Origin of the sequence: Moorena sp. SIO3E8, assembly GCF_010692445.1 — a bacterium.
GTDB classification, from domain to species: domain Bacteria; phylum Cyanobacteriota; class Cyanobacteriia; order Cyanobacteriales; family Coleofasciculaceae; genus Moorena; species Moorena bouillonii.
The window spans coordinates 13,800-37,745 of the sequence record NZ_JAAHHM010000058.1 but is presented as its reverse complement, the minus strand read 5'-3'; the positions used below and the strand labels follow the sequence as shown (position 1 = coordinate 37,745).

Below are 23,946 nucleotides of genomic sequence, written 5' to 3'. Positions count from 1 at the left end.
CGTTTAAATTCTGATTAGCTTAGGGATTGATCCTAAGTGAGTCATAGGTCATGGAGAAAAGATGAAGGATGAAGGGTGAAGTATCAAGTATGAAGTATCAAGTATGAAGTATCAAAGGTGAAGTGGAGCGATAGAACCTATGGCTCCTATGTTGATTAGACCCAATTAGCAATCACCAATTACAATCAATGACTAAATGAAACATGGACTTGATGCCTACGCTCACTTGGACTCCCCCATCCACAGTTGGGAACCTCGTGCCAAGCTAATTGCCCTACTGACCCTAATTTTCGCGTTTTCCTTTGTACAGCATTTGATAGTGCTACCACCGATGGTGGCTCTGACCCTAATTTTTTATCGAGTCTCTCGCCTGCCACTGTCTTTTCTGTTGAATCGGTTGCGCTATCCGGGATTGTTTCTGTTAGGGATTACACTGCTACTCCCCTTCACAGTAGGCACTACCGTGATCATTCAGCTCGGTCCAATCGCCGTGCGGCAGGAAGGACTGCTAACCCTAGTGCTGATTGCCACCCGTTTCTTATGTATTCTCACCATTAGTGTGATTTTATTTGGGACCGCACCCTTTTTGACCAACATCAAAGCTATGCGATCGCTTGGTCTGCCCTCACTGGTTGCGGATATGACTCTGTTGTCTTACCGCTATATTGAGCAATTTAGTAACGACCTAGCTAAAATGAAGCGGGCAATGCAGCTGCGAGGTTTTCGTGGCAAAGGACCAAAGCTTTCATGGCAGGAATTTGGAGGTCACCCAGTTGCTTCGTTACTGGAATTCTTCGCCCGTAGTTACCGTAACCTGAGAGTTTTAGCTTCCCTAACCGGAACACTTTTGGTACGCAGTTACCAGCAATCCCAGCAAGTCTATCAAGCGATGATTTTACGAGGGTATAGTAACACCTCTCAATTTATGGTTTCTGAGAGTTCTGGTGTGACAATAGGGAGTAGAACACAGAGCTTTTCATTACCCCTTCCTAGGGGAAAGCGTAGGTCGTCTAGTACAAACACTGCTGGTTTCCACCACTACATTGCTCTGGGACTCACTAGCTTGATTTCAGTAGGATTTGTGATCGCAGAAATTCTGTTAACAGAAGCATGACCGAAGCGAATTCAGACTGATCAATGATGAATAATTAATGGTCATCAAATCAAGGTAATATTGATTCCGGTTAACGACTTATAAGTTTAGGGTTTGGGTTGGAGTTTTGTTAATTTAAATTAAATAAAATTAACACTTAAATTAACACTTCACAAAATTCCCTCATCCCGACTATAAGTGATTAGCCGTAATTAATATGGCTGAGAATTTATCCTAGCCTACAGCGAACGCTATCAGGCGAAACGACTTCATTCTTGGCCTTAAGGCCGTAGGCCACGCTGCGCGAACGGCCACGCTACGCGAACAGACTTCATCCTTCAGACTTTTACCGTGACCCAGCAAAAACAAGAATTTTTTTACCGAGAAGATTACATTGAACCCTATCAGTCATCTACTTCGTTACACTACGCCCTTGCCATTGATAGTCTGTATTTTTCCTACCCAGACCAACCGGATAGTTTACGCAATATCAATCTCACCATTAAGCCAGGGGAACGGATAGGTTTGATTGGGCCGAATGGTGCTGGTAAAACTACCCTATTTCTGACCATCTGCGGCGTTTTAAAACCAACTAGGGCAAGAGGGATGCTGTTATTTGGCAAACCCGTGGTAGCGGGTGAGTTTCGCCCAGAAATTGGTCTGGTGTTTCAGAATCCCGATGACCAGTTATTTTCCCCCTCGGTCTGGGATGACGTAGCCTTTGGACCAGAGAATATGGGGTTACCAGCGGTTGACGTGGAGCAGCGAGTTCAACAAGCCCTATCCCTGACGGGTGTGGAACACTTAGCGGCTCGAGTTCCCCACAACCTGTCTGGGGGTCAGAAGTGTATGGTAGCGATCGCAGGGGTTTTAGCCATGGGTCCATCCCTAGTGCTTTACGATGAACCCAGTGCCAATCTTGACCTTCGTTCCCGGCGTCGCTTGATTAGCTTTTTGAAAGGGTCCGAGGAGACAATACTGATTTCCTCCCATGACCTAGAACTGATTTTAGAAGTATGCGATCGCGTTTTGCTACTTGACGAAGGGCAAATTATTGCTGATGGTCCTCCTCAACAGGTGATGGCTAATCAGCAGCTGATGGAGTCTCATGGTTTGGAAAAGCCTCACTCTATAGTGTCTGTTATCAGTAACCCTTGAAAAGTTAGTCGTTGGCGGTTGACTGTTGATTGTTAACCGTCAACAATGATTAACTTGGTCAGCAGGATGGTGCTGGAGTACATCAATTACCTTCCCCACTGAAAAACCGCCGCTCCCCAAGTCAATCCTGCACCAAAGCCGGAGGTAGCTATAATATCTCCTGATTTAATTTTCTCAAGCCGCACTGCTTCATCCAACACTATAGGTATAGAAGCCGCTGAGGTATTACCATATTGGGCGACATTACTGAGAACCTTGTGGTTAGGAATCTTTAGACGTTGGGCAACTCCATCAAGAATCCGCTGATTAGCTTGATGCAAGACCAGCCAATCCACCTGTTCAGTGGTGATATCGGCTCGGAATAATGCTTTTTCAATCACTTCTGGTACCTTTTGCACCGCAAAGCGATAAACCTCTTTGCCACTCATAGTAATGGGCTGATAAGTGCCTTTCGCAACAGTCAAGCCCTTGACAATTTCCTGCTGTTGTGATTTGTAGGCTAACTGAAGACAGCTATTTTGGGTACCATCACTACACAGTGCAAATCCCAGTAAGCGATCGGATTGATTTGCCTGCAAAACTACAGCCCCAGCACCATCTCCAAATAGTACACAAGTACTTCGGTCTGACCAATCTACCCACCTTGAGAGAATATCCGCACCAATCAGTAAGACATTTTGGTAAAGGCCAGTGCGGATAAATTGGGACGCTGTAGCCAGTCCAAAGACGAACCCAGAGCAGGCTGCGGTTATATCAAAGGCAACTGCTTTTGATGCTCCCAGGAGTGCCTGAACTTGATTAGCACTGCCAAACAGATCATCCGGGGTTGAGGTGGCTAGGATAATCAGATCTAGGTCTTCAGGAGCAATTCCAGCCATAGCGATCGCATTCTTTGCTGCCGCAGTAGCCATCTCACTTAGACTCCCTTGTGCATGCACCAGATGCCTTTGCCGAATTCCGGTACGGGTGGTAATCCACTCATCCGATGTATCAACCATTTGGCTTAGTTGATGGTTATCGAGGGTAACCTCTGACGCTGCGGAACCGCTTCCGGTAATAGCAATGCCTGTTCCTAGTTGATTCAAGGCTCTTCTCCATCAGTTGCATCCCATGTTTTTCTCTTCCCAAGTTCGCTGCTTAGGGAGAAGGCGGAAAGACTGGTCATTGGTCAATCTTGCCATCACAGCCACTGTAAACTACACTATACAAGCCTTACACGGTTATGGTGTGGGGCTTGTGCCACGCTCAAGCTCAAAACTTCCTAGTTTAACGAAACCCTAGATGTTATTTGGTTGATTTTCTCCATTATAGTTATCCGTTAAATACCAGAATTTGCTGCTAAAGCTACCGGAGTTTACCTAAATGGCTATAAGGATGAGTGTAACACCAGACTTGATCAGCTAGTGACATACTCCTACACTGACTCTGCTCTTACAGAGCCGCTTCGCGAACGAGTGAGCGTGTAGGCTTCTTGCCAACTCCACCCAACGGTTCGGATACTCGGCAAGCTTTATTAACGACACGGGATGCCCCTCCGCGCCGGAACAATACAATAAGTTCTATTTTTAAGGAACGTAGGTGCCTGACAAACCAGCATTTTCGGCTTTGTTTATCAGTACATATATTATAGCAATTCCATGCATACCCTGTGCAAAAGAAGCCCCACACCTAATGCGCAGCATAGGTGTGGGGCTTCTTTTGCCGGACAGCTAAAAATTTAGTCGGCATTTTGTTGTGGTCACATTTTGTTGACATTGTCTAGAATAACAGTTAACTATGAACTGTCAACCGTCAACCGCCAACCGTCAACAAAAAAACTGTTGCGCTAATGGTGGCCTTGAAATACCGATCAACCTATCATGGCTTACTCCTGACTGCTATAATTACTAGCCACTGATTCGGGGGACTTTTTGAAGTGATTAGCTTTAATCCGCTCTAGTACTCGGTGATCAATGGCTTCTTGAGCCAACCGAATGGCGTTAAAAATCGATGGAGCTTGGGAGCTACCGTGACTAATAATACAAATTCCTGCCACCCCTAAGAGTAGAGCACCGCCATGTTCGGCATGATCCATACGCTGCTTAATCCGCTTCAAGTTGGGTTTTAACAACGCTGTACCTAGCTGACCTTGTATCCCTTGAGGCAGTTCTTCTCGGATAATTTGCAGCATCACCTCCCCTACTGCTTCGGCAAACTTGAGCAGTATATTGCCCACAAAGCCATCGCACACAATTACATCAAACTGACCTGAGAGTACATCTCTACCCTCAGCATTGCCAATAAAGTTTATTCTGGAATTCTTTCGTAGCAGTTGATGAGTACGGATGGCCAAATCATTGCCTTTACACTCTTCCTCACCAATGTTTAGCAGACCCACCTTAGGCTCTTCCATGCCCAAGACATACTTGCTATATACTGACCCCATGATGGCAAACTGCTCTAGATATTTAGGGCGACAATCCACAATTGCCCCCACGTCCATTATAATTACTGGCTTGCCAGCCATGATGGTAGGAAACACTGCGCCAATTGCGGGACGGTCAATCCCTGGCAGACGCCCTAAGCGCAATAGAGCCGCTGCCATGGCTGCCCCAGAGTGCCCAGCACAGACTACAGCGTCAGCACGTCCTTGCTTGACTAAGTCCATGGCTACGTTAATAGAAGCCTTGGGCTTACGCTTCAAGGTCACCAAGGGTTCTTCATCCATGGCAACGACACCATCAGCAGCTACAATTTCTATCTGACTTGATCCGTGGTGTTGGGAAATAGAGGATCTAATTTGCTCAGGATCCCCTACCAACAATACCTCTACCCCTAACTCAGCTTGTGCTCTAATAGCTCCAGCAACTATTTCATGGGGGGCATAATCCCCGCCCATAGCGTCTATTGCGATTCGTGCGCCAGTCGATGCCATTGCTCAAAGTTTATAGAAACCTTCCACATCTTACCAGGACCATTACCTGGAATAGTAAACAATGTGATCTGTTTAACTTGAGGTTTGGTACCCGAAAGACTTGCATGCTGACATGTTCTTAAAGTTACCGTAAGAATAGTGGAGCCTTATAACAACAGTTTTAACCCTTTTCCCATAGCCGACCAACCATAAAGGCTCCACTATTCTAAGGTTTCGTCTTCTCAACAGAACTGTTCAGTAGCAGCATTCACTATCTAAAATAGAGCAGCCTCAAGAAACAAATGTGGTGTAGTGAATGCTAAAACAACTTGCTGCTGGGATCCTTGCCGGTGCCTTTGTCGTTATATCTGTCAAACTTTGGAGAATTCTACAACCGATCAACCTTGATCAAGCTCAACTGATGGCTTGGCGGGATACCTCCTTGTTTAGCTTGCCAGCTGAACCAGACCCGTCTGCTGAAGCGATTGTGGCTGAATTCATAGGAAAATGGCGTGTTCAAGGTTCAGCAGTTAAGCAAGGAGTATGGATTCAATCGGGACTGACTAGACTCGCGACCCACCGGGGAAATGTTCCAATACCCGCAGCTTCAATCACGAAAATTGCCACTAGTCTAGCGGCATTACAGCAATGGGGACCAGCTCATCAATTTGAAACTAGAGTCAGTGCCACCGGAATAGTTAAAGATGGGGTATTGGAGGGAGATTTGGTGATTACTGGTGGTAGCGACCCGTTTTTTGTGTGGGAAGAAGCGATCGCATTGGGTAATAGTCTAAATCAACTGGGAATCCGCCGGGTCACTGGAAATTTAGTGATCATTGGCAATTTCACTATGAATGATCAGGACAACCCAGAAATTGCTGGTGGGCAACTCTTGCAAGCCTTAAAATCCAGCAGCTGGTCTTGGCAGATTGTCCGCCAGTATCAATCGATGGCCAAAGGAACCGAGAAACCCGAATTAGAAATTGCTGGTAATGTAGTCGTATCTGATACTCCCATTCCCAAGCAGGAATATCTGTTACTCCACAAGTCCTTGCCCCTGGTAGATATTCTTAGAGAGATGAACATCTACAGTAACAACGACGTATCTCAGATGTTGTCTCAAGCCATTGGGGGTGCTCAGACAACCGCTCGGTTGGCGGCTAGGTCAGCTGGTGTACCCGGTAGCGAAATTCAGTTGATTAATGGCTCTGGTTTAGGTATGGAGAATCGAATTTCCCCCCGTGCTGCTTGTGCTATGCTCATGGCTATTGAGCGCTTTTTACAGCCTTACGAGCTTAATCTTAGGGATGTCTTCCCCCTAGCTGGACGGGATACTAAGGGAACCATGCTCGACCGTAACATTCCCCCAGGGGCTGTGATTAAAACCGGAACTCTCAGAGAAGTTAGTGCTCTAGCTGGTTTTCTCCCAACACGCGATCGCGGTTTAGTGTGGTTTGCCATCATTAACGGTGGCAACGATATCCTAGAATTTCGGGCAAAACAGGATCAGCTACTGCAACGCCTGTCTGTCGAGTGGGGTACCCTTACCCAAAAGAGTAGCAATCAAACCCATAAACCATTGATCATTGGTGATCCCAAGCGTATTGAAAAAATCAGCAGTGCCTTGCTCATTGAAAATAAAAAATAGCAAATAGATATCGAGTTGGCTTGACCGTTGACGGTCAACGGTCAACTTTGGTCAACGGTCAACGGTTGAGCAACGGCTCCAAAGCCAGTCTCAGCAATAAATTAATTTAGGCTACAGTCAACCTTAAACCTTTAACCTTGGCCAAAAGGCCACGCTACGCGAACAACCTTGGCCAAAAGGCCACGCTACGCGAACAACCTTCAACCAGCTCAAGGAATAATTTCTGTTACCACTCTTTCCCCAACACCACTAGTTACTAAAATATCTTGAGCTTCAAGGTTACCCACTGCTTTATCACCAGTCGTATTAAATTGGGGTGAAACTTGTTCATATATTACATTACCTGAGGCTTCCATCTGTTGGGTGGGGATATCCCAAGTTAGCTGATTAGCGTATAGTTTGGCTTGCTTACGGCTTCCCTCCCCTTGTACTCCTCCCGTTAACCTAACTACTTTCTTACCCAAATCTACCCGTCCCCTGTTAGCTGTTACCATCACTTTCTCCTGCTGGTGAACAATTCTAACCGGCTGATCGGACACAACAGTTTTATCATTCAAATTCCAAACTGCTGAATTAGTCGATATCACGACCGGTGGTTCGACCGAAGTCAACTGCACATTTTTCTTGAGAGTTGCTATCTTTGCCTTAAGGTTTACCTCAGACTTATCTGCTTCCACTCGTTCTGTTACTATCTTATTTTTATAGCGTTCAATCAGTATGCTTTTGTTACCAATTACCTTCTCCTGTTCGATATGCCAGACCAAACGTTCCGTTTTCATTTGCAAGTTTGGGTCTTTTGATATGGCTGCTACTTGACCAATTAATTCCAAATTCTGGGTTCGACTTAAGTAACGCCCTTCCTTTGCGGATGCTTGTAGTTTAGGGTGATTACCTTTAACGTTATTGCGGATAACTAACAAATCTTCCTTAGGTTTCCACTCAGACTCATCACCTCGTAACACAGCACCATTACGGGGATCTGTAGCCGTGACCTGACCTTTGAGAAACACTATCTCACCATTCTCTAGGATTTCCCCACTCTGGGCTGAAACCTGTAAAATCAGTTTCCCATCTTGATACAAATCCCCATTGGGTTTCTCAATGTAAGCGATTTTTCTATCTGGAGAGTAAGTCGCTTTATCTCCTGTAACTTTCCATAGAGGACGACCTTGCTTATCTGACTGATCTAGAGTGACGTTTTTAAAGACTAGACTTCCTTCAATTTTTTCAGTAACGTTAGTGTCTTCCTGAACTTGATTTAATGGCTTTGGCTCACTCTTACAGCCAGATAATGAGTAAACCGTGAAAATCAAAATAAAAAAAATCAGACATCTCTTGGAGTATAAAAACATATGGCAAAAGGAGCGTGTGATTAGGATAAATGACTATAAAATAATCGATACAAAGCTTACTCAGAAAGACTTGTATCGATTTAAAAAAGTAATTTTTATAAAAATTGCTTTCTAGGAAATGCTATACTAGTTATTACTCCTTAGGATTCCTGTAAAAATAACCTGAACAGTTTTTTTTCTGGGAGCGATATCCCACAATTTATTCTAGATAAAATTTTTACAACTTATTTTTACATGGCTCCTTAGTTATTAGAAGTTTTTATAACCTCTATAGTTCCTGGGGGACAACAAGCGCCCCAAATTCCTTGCCAGCTCTAGGTTTAAGGTCACTATTATCCCAAACTATACCTAGATAATCATGAGCAGATTTTCAATGACTGAGAACTCAATCCCTGATTATTTCGTCCAAGTGGTCGAAAAATCGAGTTGATAAGTTGGGTAACTGAATTGACGCGCATCCTGACCAGATAAGGATTATAGCCTACCTTTCACCCGCTCAGCCCTCGGCAGAAGATTTTCAATCACTGAGAACTCAATCTTTGATTATTTCCTTCAAGTTGGATATAAGTTTTGTAACTGAATTGACCAAACCCAGATGAGTTAATGATTATAGGCGACCTGTTCTCCTCTCAGCTATACTTGACTTAGTTGCTTAGCTTTCAGTTTTTAGATGCTTTACCCTACTCCATGAATAAAGTCTGTATGTCAACTATAGGAGGGGAAAGCATCGGACATAAACTATAGGTTTTCAGCCACTAATTACTGCCCGAATGCTACAAGACATGAGAAAGAAACGCCCACACACTTAAATCGTAGTTTGGACCCCATCAGACAGGCCCTAATCACCAATTACTAATTACTAATCACTAATCACCAAACTATTTGTGCTGTTCATCCATCACATTGAACCCAGATAACGGACGGTAAGTATAGTTTTGTTTGGGTGTTTTTTGGATACTTTCTTGGATGGTATCAAGGTCAATATAGCGGTCGGCTACATTAATTAGACTATCACTGGTCATGGAGCGTAGGCTGACCACCTCAACCCGAACTCCCCGATAACTGACAGAATCGACTGCATAGGCAAGATCCCCATCACCACTGACTAGAACTGCTGTGTCGTAGGAACCCACTAGTGCCATCATGTCAACAGCAATTTCTACATCCAGATTAGCTTTTTTTGAGCCATCTGGTAGCTGCACTAAATCTTTGGCAATTACTCGGTAGCCATTACGACGCATCCAGAGCAGAAAGCCCTGCTGCTTCTCATTCGTACGATCAACACCAGTGTAAAAGAAAGAGCGTAGTAGCCTAGATCCTGCTGTCAAACGACACAATAGCTTAGTGTAGTCAATTTCAATCCCTAGTTGTAGGGCAGCATAAAATAAGTTTGAACCATCGATAAAGATGGCAACACGACCACGGTTTTCTAAGACTTGTTCAGGTGTAAAAATTGGGTCATGATTATAATGGCTCAGCATTTTTATTATACCTCTTTGTTAAAAAAAAAAAATTAAAAAACTTTTTACTTAATCAGCATTAAGGTAATATGCCGATTAAGTTTTTGGTTAATAAGACGGAACCAAATTAGGTGAGTTCCAGTCGTGCAAATACCGGTTTGGGTTTTCCTAGCTTCTGGTTTTGAGGTAAAACCCCCCAAGATGCATGGGATACATAGGGCGCAGCCAAAAAGATGTGTTCTTTTTGGCTAAAGTCGATGGCAAAACCTAGTTGTTGGTAAATCTCCGTACTAATACTGGGAATAATCGGTGATAATAGATAGGCAGCTAAGCGCACTGACTCTAAAACTGTATATAACACTTGTTCAACCTCTTGCTGTTTTCCTTGTTTATACAAGCTCCAGGGAGCTTGCTGATCTAGAAATTTGTTACTGGCTCGAATCAGAGTAAATATTTTTTGGCAAGCTTGGCTAAACGCTAGGGATTCATAAGCCCTAGCGACTTGTGAACCGAGATCTAAGCCAATTTCGAGCAGAGGATTGACCTGTGAAATATCTGAGCCAGTTAAACCTGGAACAATACCTTGACAATACTTTTTAGCCATCCCCAAGGTGCGATTGAGCAAATTACCTAGGTCATTGGCTAAATCCGCATTGACGATATCTATAAAACGGGTTTCACTAAAATCCCCGTCTCGCCCAAATTCAATCTCTTTTAGAAAATAATAGCGAATTGCATCAGCACCGTATTTATCTACCAACTCCACTGGGTCTAGGGTATTGCCTAGACTTTTTCCCATTTTTTGACCATCTTTGGTCAGAAAGCCATGACCAAATACTTGACCTGTAACAGGTAGAGAGGCTGACATTAACATGGCAGGCCAGTATACAGCATGAAAGCGCAGGATGTCCTTACCGATAAGATGTAAATTGATCGGCCACCATTTTTGTAAGGCATTATCAAGAGTTGCTTCACTATCGGGATCCAATAGGGCAGTCACGTAGCCTAGTAAGGCATCAAACCAGACATAGATGGTGTGGCTGGGATCAACCGGTACTGGGAAACCCCAATCGACATTCAATCGGGAAATCGAAAAATCCTGTAGTCCCTGACTGACAAAACTCAACACTTCATTACGGCGACTTTCCGGTTGGATAAAATCCGGTCGCTGTTGGTAAAGTTCTTCTAGCTGTTTTTGGTATTTAGAGAGCCGGAAAAAGTAGTTTTGCTCATCCCGCCACTCCACTTCTTGATTGGAGTGAATCGAGCAGCGGTTTCCAGGTAGAAGTTCCCGTTGCTCTTTAAATTCCTCACAGGAGACACAGTACCACCCTTGTTGTTGACTCAGATAAATGTCACTTTTATCCCAAACCCGCATGAAAAATTCTTTGACAATGGCTTGGTGGCGGTTAGCGGTAGTGCGGCTGAAACGGTCATACTGGATATTGAGCTTTTGCCAGAGGACATCAAATCCAGCAGCTATCTTGTCGCAATGTACTTGAGGATCGACCCCTTGAGTTTCAGCAGTCCGCTGAATTTTTTGTCCATGTTCATCTGTACCAGTAATTAACAGTACGTCTTTGCCCTGTAACCGTTGAAAACGAGCTACTGCATCAGATGCCATGGTGGTATAGGCACTGCCGATATGGGGTAAGTCGTTCACATAGTAAAGGGGTGTTGTAATGGCAAATGTATTTTTAGTAGTATTCGTATGAATCATATGAGTGTTAAAAACGCCCTCCAGCCAACTGATTTAACTTATTTAAGTGATTTATAACCTAGTGTATGGCTACTAGTATTAATTTTAGTTGTTACTATATGTAGTATTTATCTAATCAGATTTACTTAAGTTTTAACCTTTTATAAAAAGTATCTGTCGCTACTTTTTAGTTGACGTTACTCAAAATTGTTTATTATCTTGTAACTCATTCCACCTATTTTAGTTGTGGGGTTTCGAGTCATTACTCCTTAGTCTGTTACTTATGAGTAAGGAGTAATGATAAGCAGCCGATAAGTTATCCCACTCCCTTGAAGGAATGGAATCAAGGCCACCTTCTGTCACTTGATTATAAGGAAAATTAATTATTAACATAAGTTAGTAGTCTAGTTTAGATTTAACAGGCTTTTTCTACTACTGGCTTAATGCCTAATGTGTCAAGCTACACACTTGTAGTCACTGGCAGTCTATCACCATTAGTTGTTTTGCACCTGATTATCTCTACTTTAAGGCATCTGTCAATAGATCTATTTTTAAAAAAATGTTAAGAAATGTTAATCTATATTAGAAATTGATGACTGAAACTGAAGTCTGACCATCTTCCACTACAGGTTTCTGATGCGCTTCTTGCTGCAATGGGAATAAATTGTTCCAATATCGATCAGGATCGCATTCCTCATAAATCTGCTGTTGTAGTAGTGAGTAACCATCGTGGCTTTCTAGATGTCCCGTTGTTGATGGTAGCCTTGGGGCAACGAATCCCCATTGCTTGTGATCATGGCATGGGACAAGCACCAGTGATGGGGGTGGGTTGTCAAGCAGATGGGTTGTTTCTCTCTATAAAAACCAAAATATAGACTGTGGGTGTTGTTACAACAGGCAAGTCAGTTTCGCGAACATCATCATTGGGTTGGGGTTTGTATACTCCGAGCCTAACCAATGGTGAATTTTACTCAGCCTTTGGAAATAGGCAACTTTCATAAAGGCTTTACCCACTTAGCTTTGTGGACATCAGTTAAACAGGCAGCGCCGCGCCTAAAGCGCGATCGCTTCCCAAGAAGAAATCGTACACTCAGTGATACCGCTGGGATGGTTACGTTTGTTTGACCCATCTGAACCCCGATTTGAACAAATGGGTTGGCATCCGATGGTAATTCATCGCTGTTTGGCAGTATTACTTGGACATTTCTATTGGATTACACAGAAACAGCGGAACTATCAAGGGAAACAGATTATGTGCTCCATTAGTAAGATATACCGGTATTAAATTGCTAGATTAGTACAGGGTATCAAGGATAAAGTATGAAGTATCAAGTATTAAGGCTCAAGGATAAAATAGGCTTGTTATTGTCTCACTTATGCTTGACTAAAAACTTGCTCAATCACCATAATTTAAACTACCTAGTTTATCTATAAAATTTCCTATTTAATATTTATAAAATATAGTTTTATACAGATTTAATAAATACAATAAAATGTCCTAAACATTCAATAATGAAGCGGTTTTGATATGAAGCATTATTCGTTATACTTACGCAAAAAAAATGTTGATGGCTATAATACTTCATACTGAAAGTAAAGAATGCCAAACGTTAATAGTTGTTCGTGTTTCTTGAGTCCGGGACAATCTAATCGGTGATTATCCACTATTTGTTTATTTACCAGAGATGGTTCCAATGGGTGAGCTGTTGGCAGTACAGGCTCAACATTGAGAAACTGATTTTGATTTCCGTTGTTTGGCGATCCCAACCGATGATTTAAGCAACTTGGAGAAGTTGGCAGGGGTAGTGGTTAACCTGATTGAAGCGGAACTCAACGAGGGAGCTTCACAGGACGTTATCTGTATGGTGAGTCGAAAGGAAGTCTGTCTGGTGCGTGAAGGTAGCTCTGAAAACCCCCCATAGGATTGACCGGATTATTTTGAGTAACCGAGCTACTTGTTTTAACCAACGAGCTTTCTTGATGCAAAGCGCGAGTGGGGAGGGGCTCCCCTGGTGACGAGAGTGATTTTCCTGAAATTGACTTTAGTTTCTGATTAGAAGTTCTAATCTTAACAAATCTTTATGATTTAGCCATTTTACCTTATACTACCAAAAGACAGTAGAAAGGAGAAAAAACAAGTATGTCGGAGGCCATCAAGCCGCTGACAGTACCCAAGGAGTTCCTGGGTGCCCCGGATAAGTTTAACTTAACGTTACTTATGTTTGTGGCGGCGATCATCTTGGTGGTCTGTTCCACCAGTGGTTACTGGCTTTGGGATTTGCCTAACGCTTGCTGCTTTAGCATTAATGTCCTTGCCTTACACATGGTAGGAACAGTCATTCACGATGCCTCTCACCATGTTGCCCACAAAAACCGTTACGTCAATGCCCTGATGGGTCATGGTAGCGCCCTGATGTTAGGTTTTACCTTCCCAGTGTTCACGCGGGTTCATATGCAGCATCATGCCAATGTTAACGATCCCGAAAATGATCCCGATCATTTTGTTTCCACTGGTGGTCCGCTGTGGTTAATTGCAGTTCGCTTTTTTTATCACGAAATATTTTTTTTCAAGCGCCGTTTGTGGCGTAAGTATGAGCTCTGGGAGTGGTTTTTTAGCCGTCTATTCATCGCCATCATCATATATCTTGCTTGTCAATACGGCTTTTTAGACTACATCCTGAACTATTGGTTTGTACCAGCATTAGTTGTAGGTATGGCGCTAGGATTGTTCTTTGATTATTTGCCCCATCGTCCATTTAAAGAACGTGATCGCTGGAAAAATGCTAGAATTTACCCCAGTCCCATCCTCAACCTGCTAATTATGGGACAAAACTATCATCTAATTCATCACCTGTGGCCGAATATACCCTGGTACAAGTATCAGTCCGCCTACCGTGCTGTTAAACCCCTTTTAGATGAAAAAGGTTGTGATCAATCTCTGGGACTTCTGGCCCAAAAGAGTTTTTGGAACTTTGTATACGATATCTTTTTAGGAATTCGTTTCCACCACAAATCATCTGATAGAAAAACGGAATCAACCTGAAAATTTTTCTGTTGATGGTTGACCATGGACGGTTGACCATTGATACATTTCAGTAAATAAAATCCCATGGCTGTTAATTGTTAGTTGCTAATTAAGCATTAACAGCTAACAATTAACAATTTTATTTTGACTAATGACTAATAGACCTCTTGCAAAAGTATTTTTCTGATAGTGTTTACGTCAATTCTTGTCCACTGTTCCGAGATCCGCAGATCAGCTGTTCCCGACAACTTCCACGAAGTCTAATGACAACTTTAAATTACCACTGGCTAATTGGTAGAAGGCGCGTGGTTACTAGATATAACCTGACAATTAACGGCTGACTTGAGCTAGAGTCCAATCAGGCCTTAAATTTTTTGCCTGACGTAAATAGGGATGATAAATTTCAAGTTGAGAAACAGGAGTGTTGATGTGGATTAAACACCGGATACAACGCTCTAGGCTACCCTCGACATGCATCTGTTGCACATCAAGTAAAGGAACATGATCCCAATTCGGACGTTCTCGTGCGATCGCAGCTGGAAATTTAGCATCCAAATCACGGGTCGTGGTGAAAATCGCACTAATTATTTCTTGATGGTCGATTTCATTATGAGCTTCGAGTTGATCTAGCAGTTCTATCACTGCTTCTCTAATCGCTGCTACTGTATTTTCTGAGGCAGTTGTTGCGCCTCGAATTGCTCTAACTCTCCAGTGCAAGGTAAGATCCTCCGAATTTCCCTGGGAGATTTGAGATCTTACACGCTTTGTGAAATCTCAAATCTCCATGTTATCTTATGGTCGGTACAACCATAGGGGCTGACCGCTAGTTGATAGTTCAAACTCTAACCAATCTATACCAACAGATATCTGAGATCTATTGCGAATAAGGTTACCCGGTAGCAAGCGACTCAACAATGGTTTGGGTTCTTCGATGGTGAAAGACTTGGTTTTCTCTGGGTCAAGACCCACCAATTCCGCTGCCCAGCAACGGGCATCTTCTTCAGTTCCCAGGCGATCAACCACCCCCAAGTTATGTGCTTGCTCACCAGTAAAAATCCTACCATCAGCAAAACTTTTTACTACATCTACATCTAGCTTGCGACTCTGGGCAACAGTTTGTACAAACTGCTGATAACTGGTATCGATCAACTCTTGAAGAATAGTTTTTTCCGGCTCAGTCAGTTCCCGGTCAAAGGCCAAGATATCTTTGTACGGACCTGACTTAATAACCTTAAAGGAAACACCGATTTTATCCAACAAGCGCTCTATATTATTTCCCCGTAGAATCACACCAATACTTCCAGTGATGGTACCAGGGTTCGCTACTATATGTTCCGCTCCCATGCCAATGTACACACCCCCGGATGCGGAGATATTGCCAAAGCTAGCTACAATCTTCACCTTTTCTCGCAACTTCACCAAGGCGCTATAGATTTCCTGAGAATCCCCGACTGTACCACCAGGACTGTCAATCCGTAATAGTAAGACAGGAAATTTCTTTTCTTCAACAGTTTTCAGGGCTTCGAGGACCCGTTTACGGGTACCACCAGCGATCGCCCCCGTGATTTCAATTCGAGCAATTTGTTTGAGAGATTTGCGTTTAAACGGCCAAGGCATAGGTGATTGTGAGTATCTAGTCTAGATTTAACTGATTACTGGAGCTTGTATATATAGTTTGCATCATTTTATAAAGCGATCAGCTCCTAAGCTGCTCAAAATAAATAAATAAACAAGTGTTTAACCAAATATGAAAAGCTCGTTTAAGCTGTCGCCCATTGAAATTGTATGTTACTCAGTAAGCTAGAAAAACTCCAAAACTCACTCCTGTGCTCCAGAGCCCCCGTGCTCCAGAGCCAAGTCAATCGGTAAAGTCAATATCTAAATTAAATTTCTGACAGCTGCTTGAGTGTCGGTTATTTTCGTTCTTCACCATAAATCAGGATTATGCAACTAAAAGCCAACACAATACTGCCACCGATAGGGTCACTACTAGGTTCACTACTGCTGATTTCCCCCTTTTTTCTATGGGGTACAGCTATGGTAGCCATGAAAGGGGTGATCCCCAACACAACCCCTCTGTTTATGGCTGGGGTGCGGTTAGTACCAGCAGGAGTTTTAGTATTAGGAGCAGCAACTGTGATGGGTCGCCCCCAGCCGAAAGGTTGGCTAGCCTGGCTGTGGATTAGCTTATTTGCCTTAGTGGATGGGGCAATGTTTCAGGGTTTCCTAGCCGAGGGATTGGTTAGCACTGGTGCGGGTTTGGGTTCGGTCATGATTGATAGTCAACCCCTAGTGGTCGCCCTGCTATCAGCATTGCTCTTTGGTGAACTTATTGGACTGTGGGGTTGGTTAGGACTAGGATTTGGTATAGTAGGAATCAGCTTGATTGGCTTGCCCGATCAATGGATTTTCAGCCTTTTTACTGGCAACGCTCAAGCTATAGAATTAAGCTGGCAACAGCTGTTTGATCATGGAGAGTGGCTGATGCTCTTAGCATCCCTTTCCATGGCAGTAGGAACAGTAATGGTTCCCATTATCAGCCGCTATGCTGACCCAGTTGCTGCAGTTGGTTGGCATATGATCCTAGGAGGATTACCGTTATTTGCCCTCTCTAGTGTCATAGAATCCCAGCAATGGGTGAATATTGATGGAGTTGGCTGGATCGCATTAGCTTACTCCACTGTTTTCGGGAGTGCGATCGCATACGGTATATTCTTCTACTTTGCCTCCAAGGGGAATCTCACTAGTCTGTGTAGCTTAACCTTTCTGACACCAGTATTTGCCCTGCTATTTGGGAATTTAGTGTTGTCTGAGGTACTCAGTTCCCTACAGTGGACTGGTGTGTGCGTGACATTGCTTAGCGTTTATCTAGTCAATCAGCGGGAACAAATAGCCACTCGGATCAAAGCAAGGCTCGCAAACAACAGCGGCTAGCCAAAGGGGAAAACTGGCAGTGGAAACAACAACTGAGATCGTCTGAAGAAGGTAGTGCTAAGCTAGCATAAACCCAGCAGTGAAGCCGATTTGATACAATTGAGATTAATCGAGCCAAAATTATGTTGCTCGAACGAGTAAAGCACATGGGATTTAGCGTTGTGTGTTAAGTGCGTAAGCTAGAATTGGCGTTCACATTCGAGTCCTGTAAAATTTTATGACTCGCCATTGGTCTATCATACTTGTAGCTACCTGTTTGAACTGCCTAGGCTGGTTCCCAGCACCCAGCCAAGCGGTGAAATTAGAAAAAGCGATGTTCCTTAGGAACCGCTTCGCGAACGCATTTTCACCCAACAACCTCCCTGACCCGTTGCTAATCGCTCAATCTCCTTCTGCCACAGAAACTGACCCACCAATTCTGCTCAAAGGGAGTCGGGGCAAAGAGGTGGCTCTTGTGCAAGCCAAGCTAAAGCATCTTGGCTTCTACGATGGGCTTGAAGATGGTGTTTATGGTGAGGGTACAGAGAAAGCAGTCGCTTTATTCCAAGAATCTATTGGATTGAGAAAACTGGGTGTTGTTGATTCTGTTACTAGGAAGGAATTGGAGCAAGCCTACGCTGCTAAGACCACAACCACCAGCACGAGTTCAGCTCCAAACTCAGGTCAATTAGTGGCAGCCGAATCGACTACTGCAGAATCGACTACTACCGAACCTTCCACCCAGGCAAAGAGCCCGTCATCATGGCTGATTATCCCAGCCATCATCATGGCTGGTTGTGGTTTTTTCCTATTCAAGTGGTTGACTAAACCAAAACGACCCGTAGACTCACAATTAGCGTCCTCCACAGAAAACCAAGCTAAACAAGATACTACAGTCAATAACCTCAAAGTCCAAGTGTCAACTGACTCCCAAAACCACCATCCTCAGAGCGGTTATAACCATAGCGCTAGTTATGAGGTTGCCAATTCTAGCAATCCTCAACCTCAGTCCTTAGCTGATTCCTTACATGTCAAAAAGACCACTCGCCTGACTAAATTTAGTATTGTTGAGGAATTAATCAGAGAATTAGAAGACCCAGATCCAAAAAAGCGACAACAAGCTATCTGGGAATTAGCCCAAAAGGGTGATTCTAGGGCAGTAACGCCCCTAGTCAACTTAATGGTAGATTCTGATTCTAAGCAGCGTGGTTTGATTTTGGAAGCCTTATCCCAAATTAGCACCAAAACTCTCAAACCGATTAACAAAGCCCTAGCCATTTCTTTGCAGGATGACAACCCCCAAGTCCGGAAAAATGCGATTCGGGATGCAACGCGAATTTATGAATTACTAAACCAAGTCTTGCAGATGTTGCGTCACGCTACCGATGACCCGGATTCCGAAGTGCGAGAAACGGCAAAATGGGCAATCGATCAGTTTAATAAAATGCGCCCTTCCACTAAACTGGATAGTTTGCCACCAGCACAAAATTACCTGAATTCATCAGAAAATAATTCAAACCATTACCAAGATAATAGCGACTAGTTAGGGAAATTCATAACAGGTAATAAAAGTTTAGTAACCTTTACTTACCGTGCTATGATAGGGAAGTGTAAACCGTTAAGATGGAATAGCAGGTAATAAAAGTTTACTCAGCTTTAATTACCGTGCTTTAAGTTTAAAATCATAAATATTTTGAAGTTAAATTTGATTAATTACAAGTTTATAATTATCGTTTTTATTATCAAATTGCCAGGGTTAATTTTCAATTAATGAGCCAATTAAATTCCCTGAAATTGCTATTAATTTCCACCCCAGTTGGTCCGTTGGGTTCAGGGTTAGGTGGTGGCGTTGAGTTGACTGTACGTAACATTGCTACGGAATTGATTAATCGGGGTCACAGGATCACAATTGTGGCAACTAAAGGATCTACAGCTTGGGGAATGCCTCTGGTAGAAATTGATGGTGTTCTGCAAACTAGTATTCAAACTCAAACAAGAGACACTCCTACTATCATCCCCCCATCCTCGGTATTGGCTAATATGTGGGACTATGGGCGGCAAGTTCAAACTGACTATGACTTGATTGTAAACTTTGCCTACGACTGGTTACCGTTTTACCTAACCCCCTTTTTCACTCGTCCCATTGCTCACCTAGTGAGTATGGGTTCATTAACCGAGGCGATGGATCAGATCATCGAACAAGTTGCCATTAATTTTCCTGGCACAATTGGGGTTCATTCAATGGCTCAAGGGGCAACATTTTCATTCAAGAATCGCTGTCGTTGTTTGGGCAATGGCATTGATTTGTCTGTGTATTCCTGTTGTGACTCTCCCTCACCCTGGCTCGGCTGGGTGGGTCGAATTTCTCCAGAAAAAGGCTTAGAAGATGCAGTGGCAGCATCAGATATAACGGCTACGCCACTAAAAATTATGGGTCTTATACAAAATCAACCCTATTGGCAGCAGATTCTCAACGATTACCCCAATGCCCCTATAGAATACCTGGGTTTTCTCCCAACTGATCAACTCCAAAAACACTTGCGCCAGTGTCGAGCCTTACTGATGACGCCTCATTGGGTGGAAGCATTTAGTACTGTGGCAATGGAAGCCCTCGCTTGTGGAGTGCCAGTCATTTCCTATGACCGTGGTGGATCAGCAGAAATTATCGAAGATGGTAAAAATGGCTTTTTGGTAGAACCCGATTCTGTGGAAGGCTTGGTAGAAGCCTTGGGAAATTTGGATAGAATTGACCGCCGTGAATGCCGTCGCCTCCTCGAAGTTAAATACTCTAATCAGGCCATGGGCGATCGCGTAGAGCAGTGGCTCTGGGATATTTTAAAGGAAAGTCGTGATAGTTGCTAGTTCATTAAGATTTGTAAATAAAAGTTATTTTGTAGTTTTTGATACAGAATAACTGCTATAGTTATAAATGTAAGGGAAGTTAATTCCATAACAATCTTATATAAGCAATCGGAGAAAGGAAAATGTCTACTCAAGAAAAAGCTAGGGCTCTGATGATGAATCACCATCACATGATCAAAAATCGTCAGCAATCTATGCTCGGTCGCGTTGCTTCCGAAGTAGGACTAGATAGCTTAGATTCTGACTACTGGGGTACTATCCAAGGCAAACCCCATCCTAGTTTCCGCTCTACCTATGACCGTAGCCATGCTGCACTTAGCTAGTACTGTGTCAATCTAGTTTTGGGTAGTGGTAAACAATTCGTGATTTTAGCTTCCGTTACCTTTACCAGACCGTAGCCAAACCACGACATCTTTACCACTACCCATCTTTGGCGGCTGTGGGCAGAACCAACCATAGTTTTGATTTTTAGAACTCTGCACTTAAAGGAGTTCTGGGAAACGGAATTACATCCCGAATATTTGCCATACCAGTCATAAATTGCACCAATCGCTCAAATCCTAAACCAAATCCAGCATGGGGCACTGTACCATAACGTCGCAAATCCAAATACCACCATAAATCTTCTGGATTCATCCCCTGATTCTGAATTCGCTTCTCTAATATATCCAGCCGTTCTTCCCGCTGAGCACCACCGATAATCTCCCCAATCCTAGGCGCAAGCACATCCATTGCTGCTACAGTCTTTTCGTCGTCGTTTAAGCGCATATAAAAGGCTTTAATCTCTACTGGATAATCCGTGACAATCACGGGCTTTTTAAACAACTCTTCGGCTAGATACCGTTCGTGTTCTGACTGCAAATCTACACCCCAACTTACCGCATACTCAAACTTACGATCCGTTTTCTCCAGTAATGCGATCGCATCTGTATAAGTAATCCGCTCAAACTGATTATTGATAATATTATCAGCAGTAGCGAGAACATTGTTATCTATCCGCTTGTTGAAAAATTCCAGATCTTCTGGACAGTTTTCCAATACTGACTTAAATACATGCTTGAGAAAGGCTTCTGCTAAATCCATATCCCCCTTCAAATCGCAGAATGCCATCTCAGGCTCCACCATCCAAAATTCTGCTAGATGTCGAGAGGTATTAGAATTCTCGGCTCGGAATGTAGGACCAAAGGTGTACACATCCCGAAACGCCATTGACATAATTTCTGCTTGTAATTGACCACTGACGGTTAGGTAAGTCGGTCGTCCAAAAAAGTCCTGAGTGTAATCGACTGCTTCATTATCGGTTTTGGGAATGTTCTTTAAGTCTAGGTTAGTGACACTGAACAACTCCCCCGCTCCTTCACAGTCACTAGCGGTGATAATTGGCGTATGAACCCACAAGAAGCCTCGTTCTTGGAAAAACTGATGAATGGCATGGGAACAGGCATTCCGAACTCGGAACACTGCACCTAGGGTATTGGTACGCGATCGCAAATGGCTAATGGTGCGTAAAAACTCAAAGGAGTGGCGTTTCTTCTGCAGGGGATAATTGGCATCTGCTTCCCCATACACTGTCACCGAGGATGCTTTGAGTTCAATTCGCTGTCCCTTGCCAAGAGACTCTACTAGTATACCAGTGACTTCTACTGATGAGCCAGTATTAAGCCGTTTCAGGATAGTCTCATAATCTGACAGGTCTGGATTGAGCACTACCTGTAAATTTGCCATGGAAGAGCCATCGTTAACTTCCATAAAGGCAAAGTCCTTTAATTCCCGTTTTGTGCGTACCCAGCCTTGAATGGTCAAAGACTGATCTGGTTGACCATTGCGCAAAACTTCAGCAATCCGTCGAATTTCCATAGCTTTCCGATACTTTTTAGCTACCAAAATTTACCTTGGTAAATTTTAGCCCGCCAATGCAAGATGCTCTCGCATCCAGGGTGTATCTACCAAAGCCCTCAGGAATATCCCGCGAGCGCCATTAATGTCTCGATCCATTACTTGGCCATCAATCTTTGACTTGATGATTTTACTACCGCCGATATTCACCAGCTCACCAGTCCAGCTAACAGTCTTGCTAGTATAGGCTTCGCAGACATCGACGACAAGCTTTCCCGTCTCTTGAGCTTTATGCTTCAGAAATTCCTTAAATCGGTAGTGTGCAAAAGAGAGCATGTTGCGAACTGTTTTAGATCGAAGCTTTCTCTGTTTCTTTTTAGACATCTGAGCAGTCTCAAAACTGGGAAGCAATATTACATCAAAGTGATCGACCAAGAAACGGGCAGCTTTGTGATGCAATTCGTTGACTAAATTCTGGATTTTGATGACCATCCTTCTACCTGCCTTTCTCATTCGATATTTCTGCTTTCCTTTTGCTTTACTGATCTTGGATATCAGTTGATCGAGATGAGAGCAAAGTCGCTGAATTTGAGAAAAGTCACCATCGCCAATTTTGCCAACGGAATTCTCACTAAAAAAGGTCAAAAAAGTCCTAACACCAGGGTCTAAGGCAACCACTCTACCTTGGTTCTCGGCAGTATTCTTAGTTGTCTTGTGGGGGACTGTCAAGTAGTAGTCCCCATTGGTGCTAGTCAATCGACAATCACAAATATTGTCAGGCAATGCTTCTGCAAAAACCACTTTTCCCAGTTTTGTATGGTAAATGCCTTTTGCTGAAACTGCTGACTTTGGAATGTAACAAGACTGAACGGGATTTTTGCGAGATCTGAATCTAACTCGGTTAATTTGTCCAGTTTTATTGTATTTTTTCTTAGCCTCTCTGACAGCGGTGCAAGCATCCTTTATCGCTATTGATTTGATTTGATAAGGTACTGACTTACACCAGTCTGGGAGGCTATTGATGATATCCGTCTTGATCCCTTTCCAGTTAGCTTTGACGCTACCATCGGAAATAATTTTTACGGTCTTATTGAAGACATAACGGGACACTCCAAACCACTTGCGAACAAGTGAACGTTGGTCAGCCCTTAGCAATAGTCGGATCTTTTTTGATTTTTGTCCCGTACTTTCATTGTCCGTGGACTCGACCAGAGAAGACGTGAATGATTCAGAGAAGATTGACCAAAGGTCACGCTTCGCGAGGGGCTGTAAGTTCTGATTCGGGGCAACTTTCAGGGTTGCTGAGAACCAGGATTTTTCCACCGTTGAGACTGACCAAGTATTCAAAGAGTTCAAACCCAAATCGGGTAAGTCTGTCTCGACAGGCAACAACAATCGTGAGCTTATCTCCGCGCATGACCCGTTCCAATATGGCTTTAAGTTCAAATCGTTTGTAGTTGAGACCTGAGCCAATGTCTTGGATGATTTCGGCTTGTGGGAACAAGGAATGCATGTAAGCAACTTGTCTGGCAAGGTCGTCCCTTTGCTTGTTGCTACTGACTCGGCAGTAACAGATGGTAGCTGACTGGCTTGTTTGCTTTTTCCCAATGCTGAGCAAGCTTTCTTTCTCAAAGAGCCTAAGTCCGCTTGGGGTTCGTTCGCATTTAGTTGTGCCATTGTCTGCATACTTCCTTAGGGTGTTTCGGGAGAGTCCCGTAAGTTCGACCGCCTTACGGAGTGGAACTAGTGCCATGTCTCTACTCTACCAAAATGTTTGGGAATATGGTAGCAGATGGCACACTTTCTCTAACTATCCACTTACCCCAAAATTCTGAGAGAATTGTAAACCTTTCTAAATTAACTGGTGGTCTTTAGCTCTAAAAATCTAAGTAAATATACTTATCAAGGGCTTAATGTAAAGTTTGATGAACAAAAATCTCTAAATTGTTGCAATAAGTAAAGTAATCACTCATAATTATTAGACAAATGCAACGTTTGGTTAAGTTT

General features: G+C 43.4%; 21 protein-coding genes. 11 read left to right on the top strand and 10 right to left on the bottom strand.

Translation table 11 applies throughout. The features are described 5' to 3' along the window. Positions 1–196: 196 nt before the first annotated feature. Both cbiQ and F6K46_RS22360 read left to right on the top strand, forming a co-directional pair. On the top strand, positions 197–1,114 hold the full coding sequence (gene cbiQ / locus F6K46_RS22365) for a cobalt ECF transporter T component CbiQ (RefSeq protein ID WP_293051707.1): 918 nt from the start codon (positions 197–199) through the stop codon (positions 1,112–1,114). Positions 1,115–1,444: 330 nt separating this feature from the next. Then, a complete protein-coding gene (locus tag F6K46_RS22360) occupies positions 1,445–2,251 on the top strand; it encodes an ABC transporter ATP-binding protein (protein WP_081431032.1) in 807 nt (268 codons plus the stop codon). A gap of 86 nt (positions 2,252–2,337) precedes the next feature. On the opposite strand, the gene F6K46_RS22355 is transcribed toward F6K46_RS22360, so the two are convergent. Next, a complete protein-coding gene (locus F6K46_RS22355) occupies positions 2,338–3,336 on the bottom strand; it encodes a beta-ketoacyl-ACP synthase III (protein WP_293051713.1) in 999 nt (332 codons plus the stop codon). A 779-nt stretch (positions 3,337–4,115) separates the two neighbouring features. Further along, positions 4,116–5,165 carry a phosphate acyltransferase PlsX gene (gene plsX, locus F6K46_RS22350; protein WP_293051719.1) on the bottom strand — a complete coding sequence of 350 codons (1,050 nt, stop codon included), beginning with the start codon at positions 5,163–5,165 and terminating at the stop codon, positions 4,116–4,118. Between the two features lie 295 nt (positions 5,166–5,460). On the opposite strand from plsX, the gene F6K46_RS22345 reads away from it, so the two are divergent. Beyond that, complete coding sequence (locus F6K46_RS22345) at positions 5,461–6,792, top strand: D-alanyl-D-alanine carboxypeptidase (RefSeq protein ID WP_293051722.1); 1,332 nt, start codon at positions 5,461–5,463, stop codon at positions 6,790–6,792. Positions 6,793–7,001: 209 nt separating this feature from the next. On the opposite strand, the gene lptC is transcribed toward F6K46_RS22345, so the two are convergent. The 3 genes from lptC to metG all read right to left on the bottom strand — a co-directional run bounded on the left by lptC (position 7,002) and on the right by metG (position 11,348). Then, positions 7,002–8,144, bottom strand: coding sequence for an LPS export ABC transporter periplasmic protein LptC (gene lptC / locus F6K46_RS22340; RefSeq protein WP_293051725.1), 1,143 nt, complete (start codon positions 8,142–8,144; stop codon positions 7,002–7,004). An 878-nt stretch (positions 8,145–9,022) separates the two neighbouring features. Beyond that, positions 9,023–9,625, bottom strand: a complete 603-nt coding sequence (locus tag F6K46_RS22335) for an NYN domain-containing protein (RefSeq protein ID WP_008182130.1) — start codon at positions 9,623–9,625, stop codon at positions 9,023–9,025. A gap of 106 nt (positions 9,626–9,731) precedes the next feature. Further along, complete coding sequence (gene metG / locus F6K46_RS22330) at positions 9,732–11,348, bottom strand: methionine--tRNA ligase (RefSeq protein ID WP_293052183.1); 1,617 nt, start codon at positions 11,346–11,348, stop codon at positions 9,732–9,734. A gap of 608 nt (positions 11,349–11,956) precedes the next feature. Between metG and F6K46_RS22325 the strand changes: the two genes are divergently transcribed. The 4 genes from F6K46_RS22325 to crtR all read left to right on the top strand — a co-directional run bounded on the left by F6K46_RS22325 (position 11,957) and on the right by crtR (position 14,346). Continuing rightward, on the top strand, positions 11,957–12,178 hold the full coding sequence (locus tag F6K46_RS22325) for a 1-acyl-sn-glycerol-3-phosphate acyltransferase (protein ID WP_293051728.1): 222 nt from the start codon (positions 11,957–11,959) through the stop codon (positions 12,176–12,178). Positions 12,179–12,260: 82 nt separating this feature from the next. Continuing rightward, a complete protein-coding gene (locus tag F6K46_RS22320) occupies positions 12,261–12,428 on the top strand; it encodes a hypothetical protein (RefSeq protein ID WP_158516943.1) in 168 nt (55 codons plus the stop codon). A 629-nt stretch (positions 12,429–13,057) separates the two neighbouring features. Beyond that, positions 13,058–13,225 (top strand): hypothetical protein, encoded by a 168-nt coding sequence (locus F6K46_RS22315; RefSeq protein ID WP_158069357.1) that lies wholly within the window; start codon positions 13,058–13,060, stop codon positions 13,223–13,225. 218 nt (positions 13,226–13,443) lie between these two features. Further along, entirely contained in the window at positions 13,444–14,346 is a 903-nt protein-coding gene (gene crtR / locus F6K46_RS22310) for a beta-carotene hydroxylase (protein ID WP_075896078.1), read from the top strand. Between the two features lie 312 nt (positions 14,347–14,658). Here the strand turns inward: crtR and aroH are convergent, their stop codons facing one another. Together aroH and sppA are read right to left on the bottom strand one after the other, a co-directional pair. Continuing rightward, positions 14,659–15,045, bottom strand: coding sequence for a chorismate mutase (aroH, locus tag F6K46_RS22305; protein ID WP_075896076.1), 387 nt, complete (start codon positions 15,043–15,045; stop codon positions 14,659–14,661). A 75-nt stretch (positions 15,046–15,120) separates the two neighbouring features. Next, a complete protein-coding gene (gene sppA, locus F6K46_RS22300; RefSeq protein ID WP_293020347.1) occupies positions 15,121–15,945 on the bottom strand; it encodes a signal peptide peptidase SppA in 825 nt (274 codons plus the stop codon). A 327-nt stretch (positions 15,946–16,272) separates the two neighbouring features. Here sppA and F6K46_RS22295 point away from each other — a divergent pair, with 327 nt between their 5' ends. The 4 genes from F6K46_RS22295 (at position 16,273) to F6K46_RS22280 (ending at position 20,426) form a co-directional block, all read left to right on the top strand. After that, positions 16,273–17,262: an EamA family transporter gene (locus F6K46_RS22295; protein ID WP_075896073.1), complete on the top strand. Its 990-nt coding sequence runs from the start codon at positions 16,273–16,275 to the stop codon at positions 17,260–17,262. 217 nt (positions 17,263–17,479) lie between these two features. Beyond that, positions 17,480–18,784 carry a HEAT repeat domain-containing protein gene (locus F6K46_RS22290; RefSeq protein WP_293051737.1) on the top strand — a complete coding sequence of 435 codons (1,305 nt, stop codon included), beginning with the start codon at positions 17,480–17,482 and terminating at the stop codon, positions 18,782–18,784. Between the two features lie 227 nt (positions 18,785–19,011). Then, positions 19,012–20,103 carry a glycosyltransferase family 4 protein gene (locus F6K46_RS22285; protein WP_293051740.1) on the top strand — a complete coding sequence of 364 codons (1,092 nt, stop codon included), beginning with the start codon at positions 19,012–19,014 and terminating at the stop codon, positions 20,101–20,103. Between the two features lie 122 nt (positions 20,104–20,225). Beyond that, positions 20,226–20,426 carry a hypothetical protein gene (locus F6K46_RS22280; protein ID WP_070390908.1) on the top strand — a complete coding sequence of 67 codons (201 nt, stop codon included), beginning with the start codon at positions 20,226–20,228 and terminating at the stop codon, positions 20,424–20,426. A gap of 145 nt (positions 20,427–20,571) precedes the next feature. On the opposite strand, the gene asnS is transcribed toward F6K46_RS22280, so the two are convergent. From asnS to F6K46_RS22265, 3 genes are read right to left on the bottom strand one after another with little or no spacing between them, the layout of a single operon-like run. After that, a complete protein-coding gene (gene asnS / locus F6K46_RS22275; RefSeq protein ID WP_293052186.1) occupies positions 20,572–21,960 on the bottom strand; it encodes an asparagine--tRNA ligase in 1,389 nt (462 codons plus the stop codon). Between the two features lie 45 nt (positions 21,961–22,005). Continuing rightward, a complete protein-coding gene (locus tag F6K46_RS22270) occupies positions 22,006–23,262 on the bottom strand; it encodes a transposase (protein ID WP_366510651.1) in 1,257 nt (418 codons plus the stop codon). Further along, positions 23,189–23,692 (bottom strand): IS607 family transposase, encoded by a 504-nt coding sequence (locus F6K46_RS22265; RefSeq protein ID WP_293051743.1) that lies wholly within the window; start codon positions 23,690–23,692, stop codon positions 23,189–23,191. Before F6K46_RS22265 ends, F6K46_RS22270 begins: the two co-directional genes overlap by 74 nt. Positions 23,693–23,946 lie beyond the last annotated feature (254 nt).

Excerpts from the sequence above, each read along its gene's own strand:
- cbiQ (WP_293051707.1), top strand. The coding sequence starts at position 197 with ATGAAACATGGACTTGATGCCTACGCTCACTTGGACTCCCCCATCCAC.
- plsX (WP_293051719.1), bottom strand. The coding sequence starts at position 5,165 with ATGGCATCGACTGGCGCACGAATCGCAATAGACGCTATGGGCGGGGAT.
- F6K46_RS22345 (WP_293051722.1), top strand. The coding sequence starts at position 5,461 with ATGCTAAAACAACTTGCTGCTGGGATCCTTGCCGGTGCCTTTGTCGTT.
- lptC (WP_293051725.1), bottom strand. The coding sequence starts at position 8,144 with ATGTTTTTATACTCCAAGAGATGTCTGATTTTTTTTATTTTGATTTTC.
- F6K46_RS22335 (WP_008182130.1), bottom strand. The coding sequence starts at position 9,625 with ATGCTGAGCCATTATAATCATGACCCAATTTTTACACCTGAACAAGTC.
- F6K46_RS22325 (WP_293051728.1), top strand. The coding sequence starts at position 11,957 with ATGGGAATAAATTGTTCCAATATCGATCAGGATCGCATTCCTCATAAA.
- F6K46_RS22320 (WP_158516943.1), top strand. The coding sequence starts at position 12,261 with ATGGTGAATTTTACTCAGCCTTTGGAAATAGGCAACTTTCATAAAGGC.
- crtR (WP_075896078.1), top strand. The coding sequence starts at position 13,444 with ATGTCGGAGGCCATCAAGCCGCTGACAGTACCCAAGGAGTTCCTGGGT.
- sppA (WP_293020347.1), bottom strand. The coding sequence starts at position 15,945 with ATGCCTTGGCCGTTTAAACGCAAATCTCTCAAACAAATTGCTCGAATT.
- F6K46_RS22295 (WP_075896073.1), top strand. The coding sequence starts at position 16,273 with ATGCAACTAAAAGCCAACACAATACTGCCACCGATAGGGTCACTACTA.
- F6K46_RS22290 (WP_293051737.1), top strand. The coding sequence starts at position 17,480 with ATGACTCGCCATTGGTCTATCATACTTGTAGCTACCTGTTTGAACTGC.
- F6K46_RS22285 (WP_293051740.1), top strand. The coding sequence starts at position 19,012 with ATGAGCCAATTAAATTCCCTGAAATTGCTATTAATTTCCACCCCAGTT.
- F6K46_RS22280 (WP_070390908.1), top strand. The coding sequence starts at position 20,226 with ATGTCTACTCAAGAAAAAGCTAGGGCTCTGATGATGAATCACCATCAC.
- asnS (WP_293052186.1), bottom strand. The coding sequence starts at position 21,960 with ATGGAAATTCGACGGATTGCTGAAGTTTTGCGCAATGGTCAACCAGAT.
- F6K46_RS22265 (WP_293051743.1), bottom strand. The coding sequence starts at position 23,692 with ATGGCACTAGTTCCACTCCGTAAGGCGGTCGAACTTACGGGACTCTCC.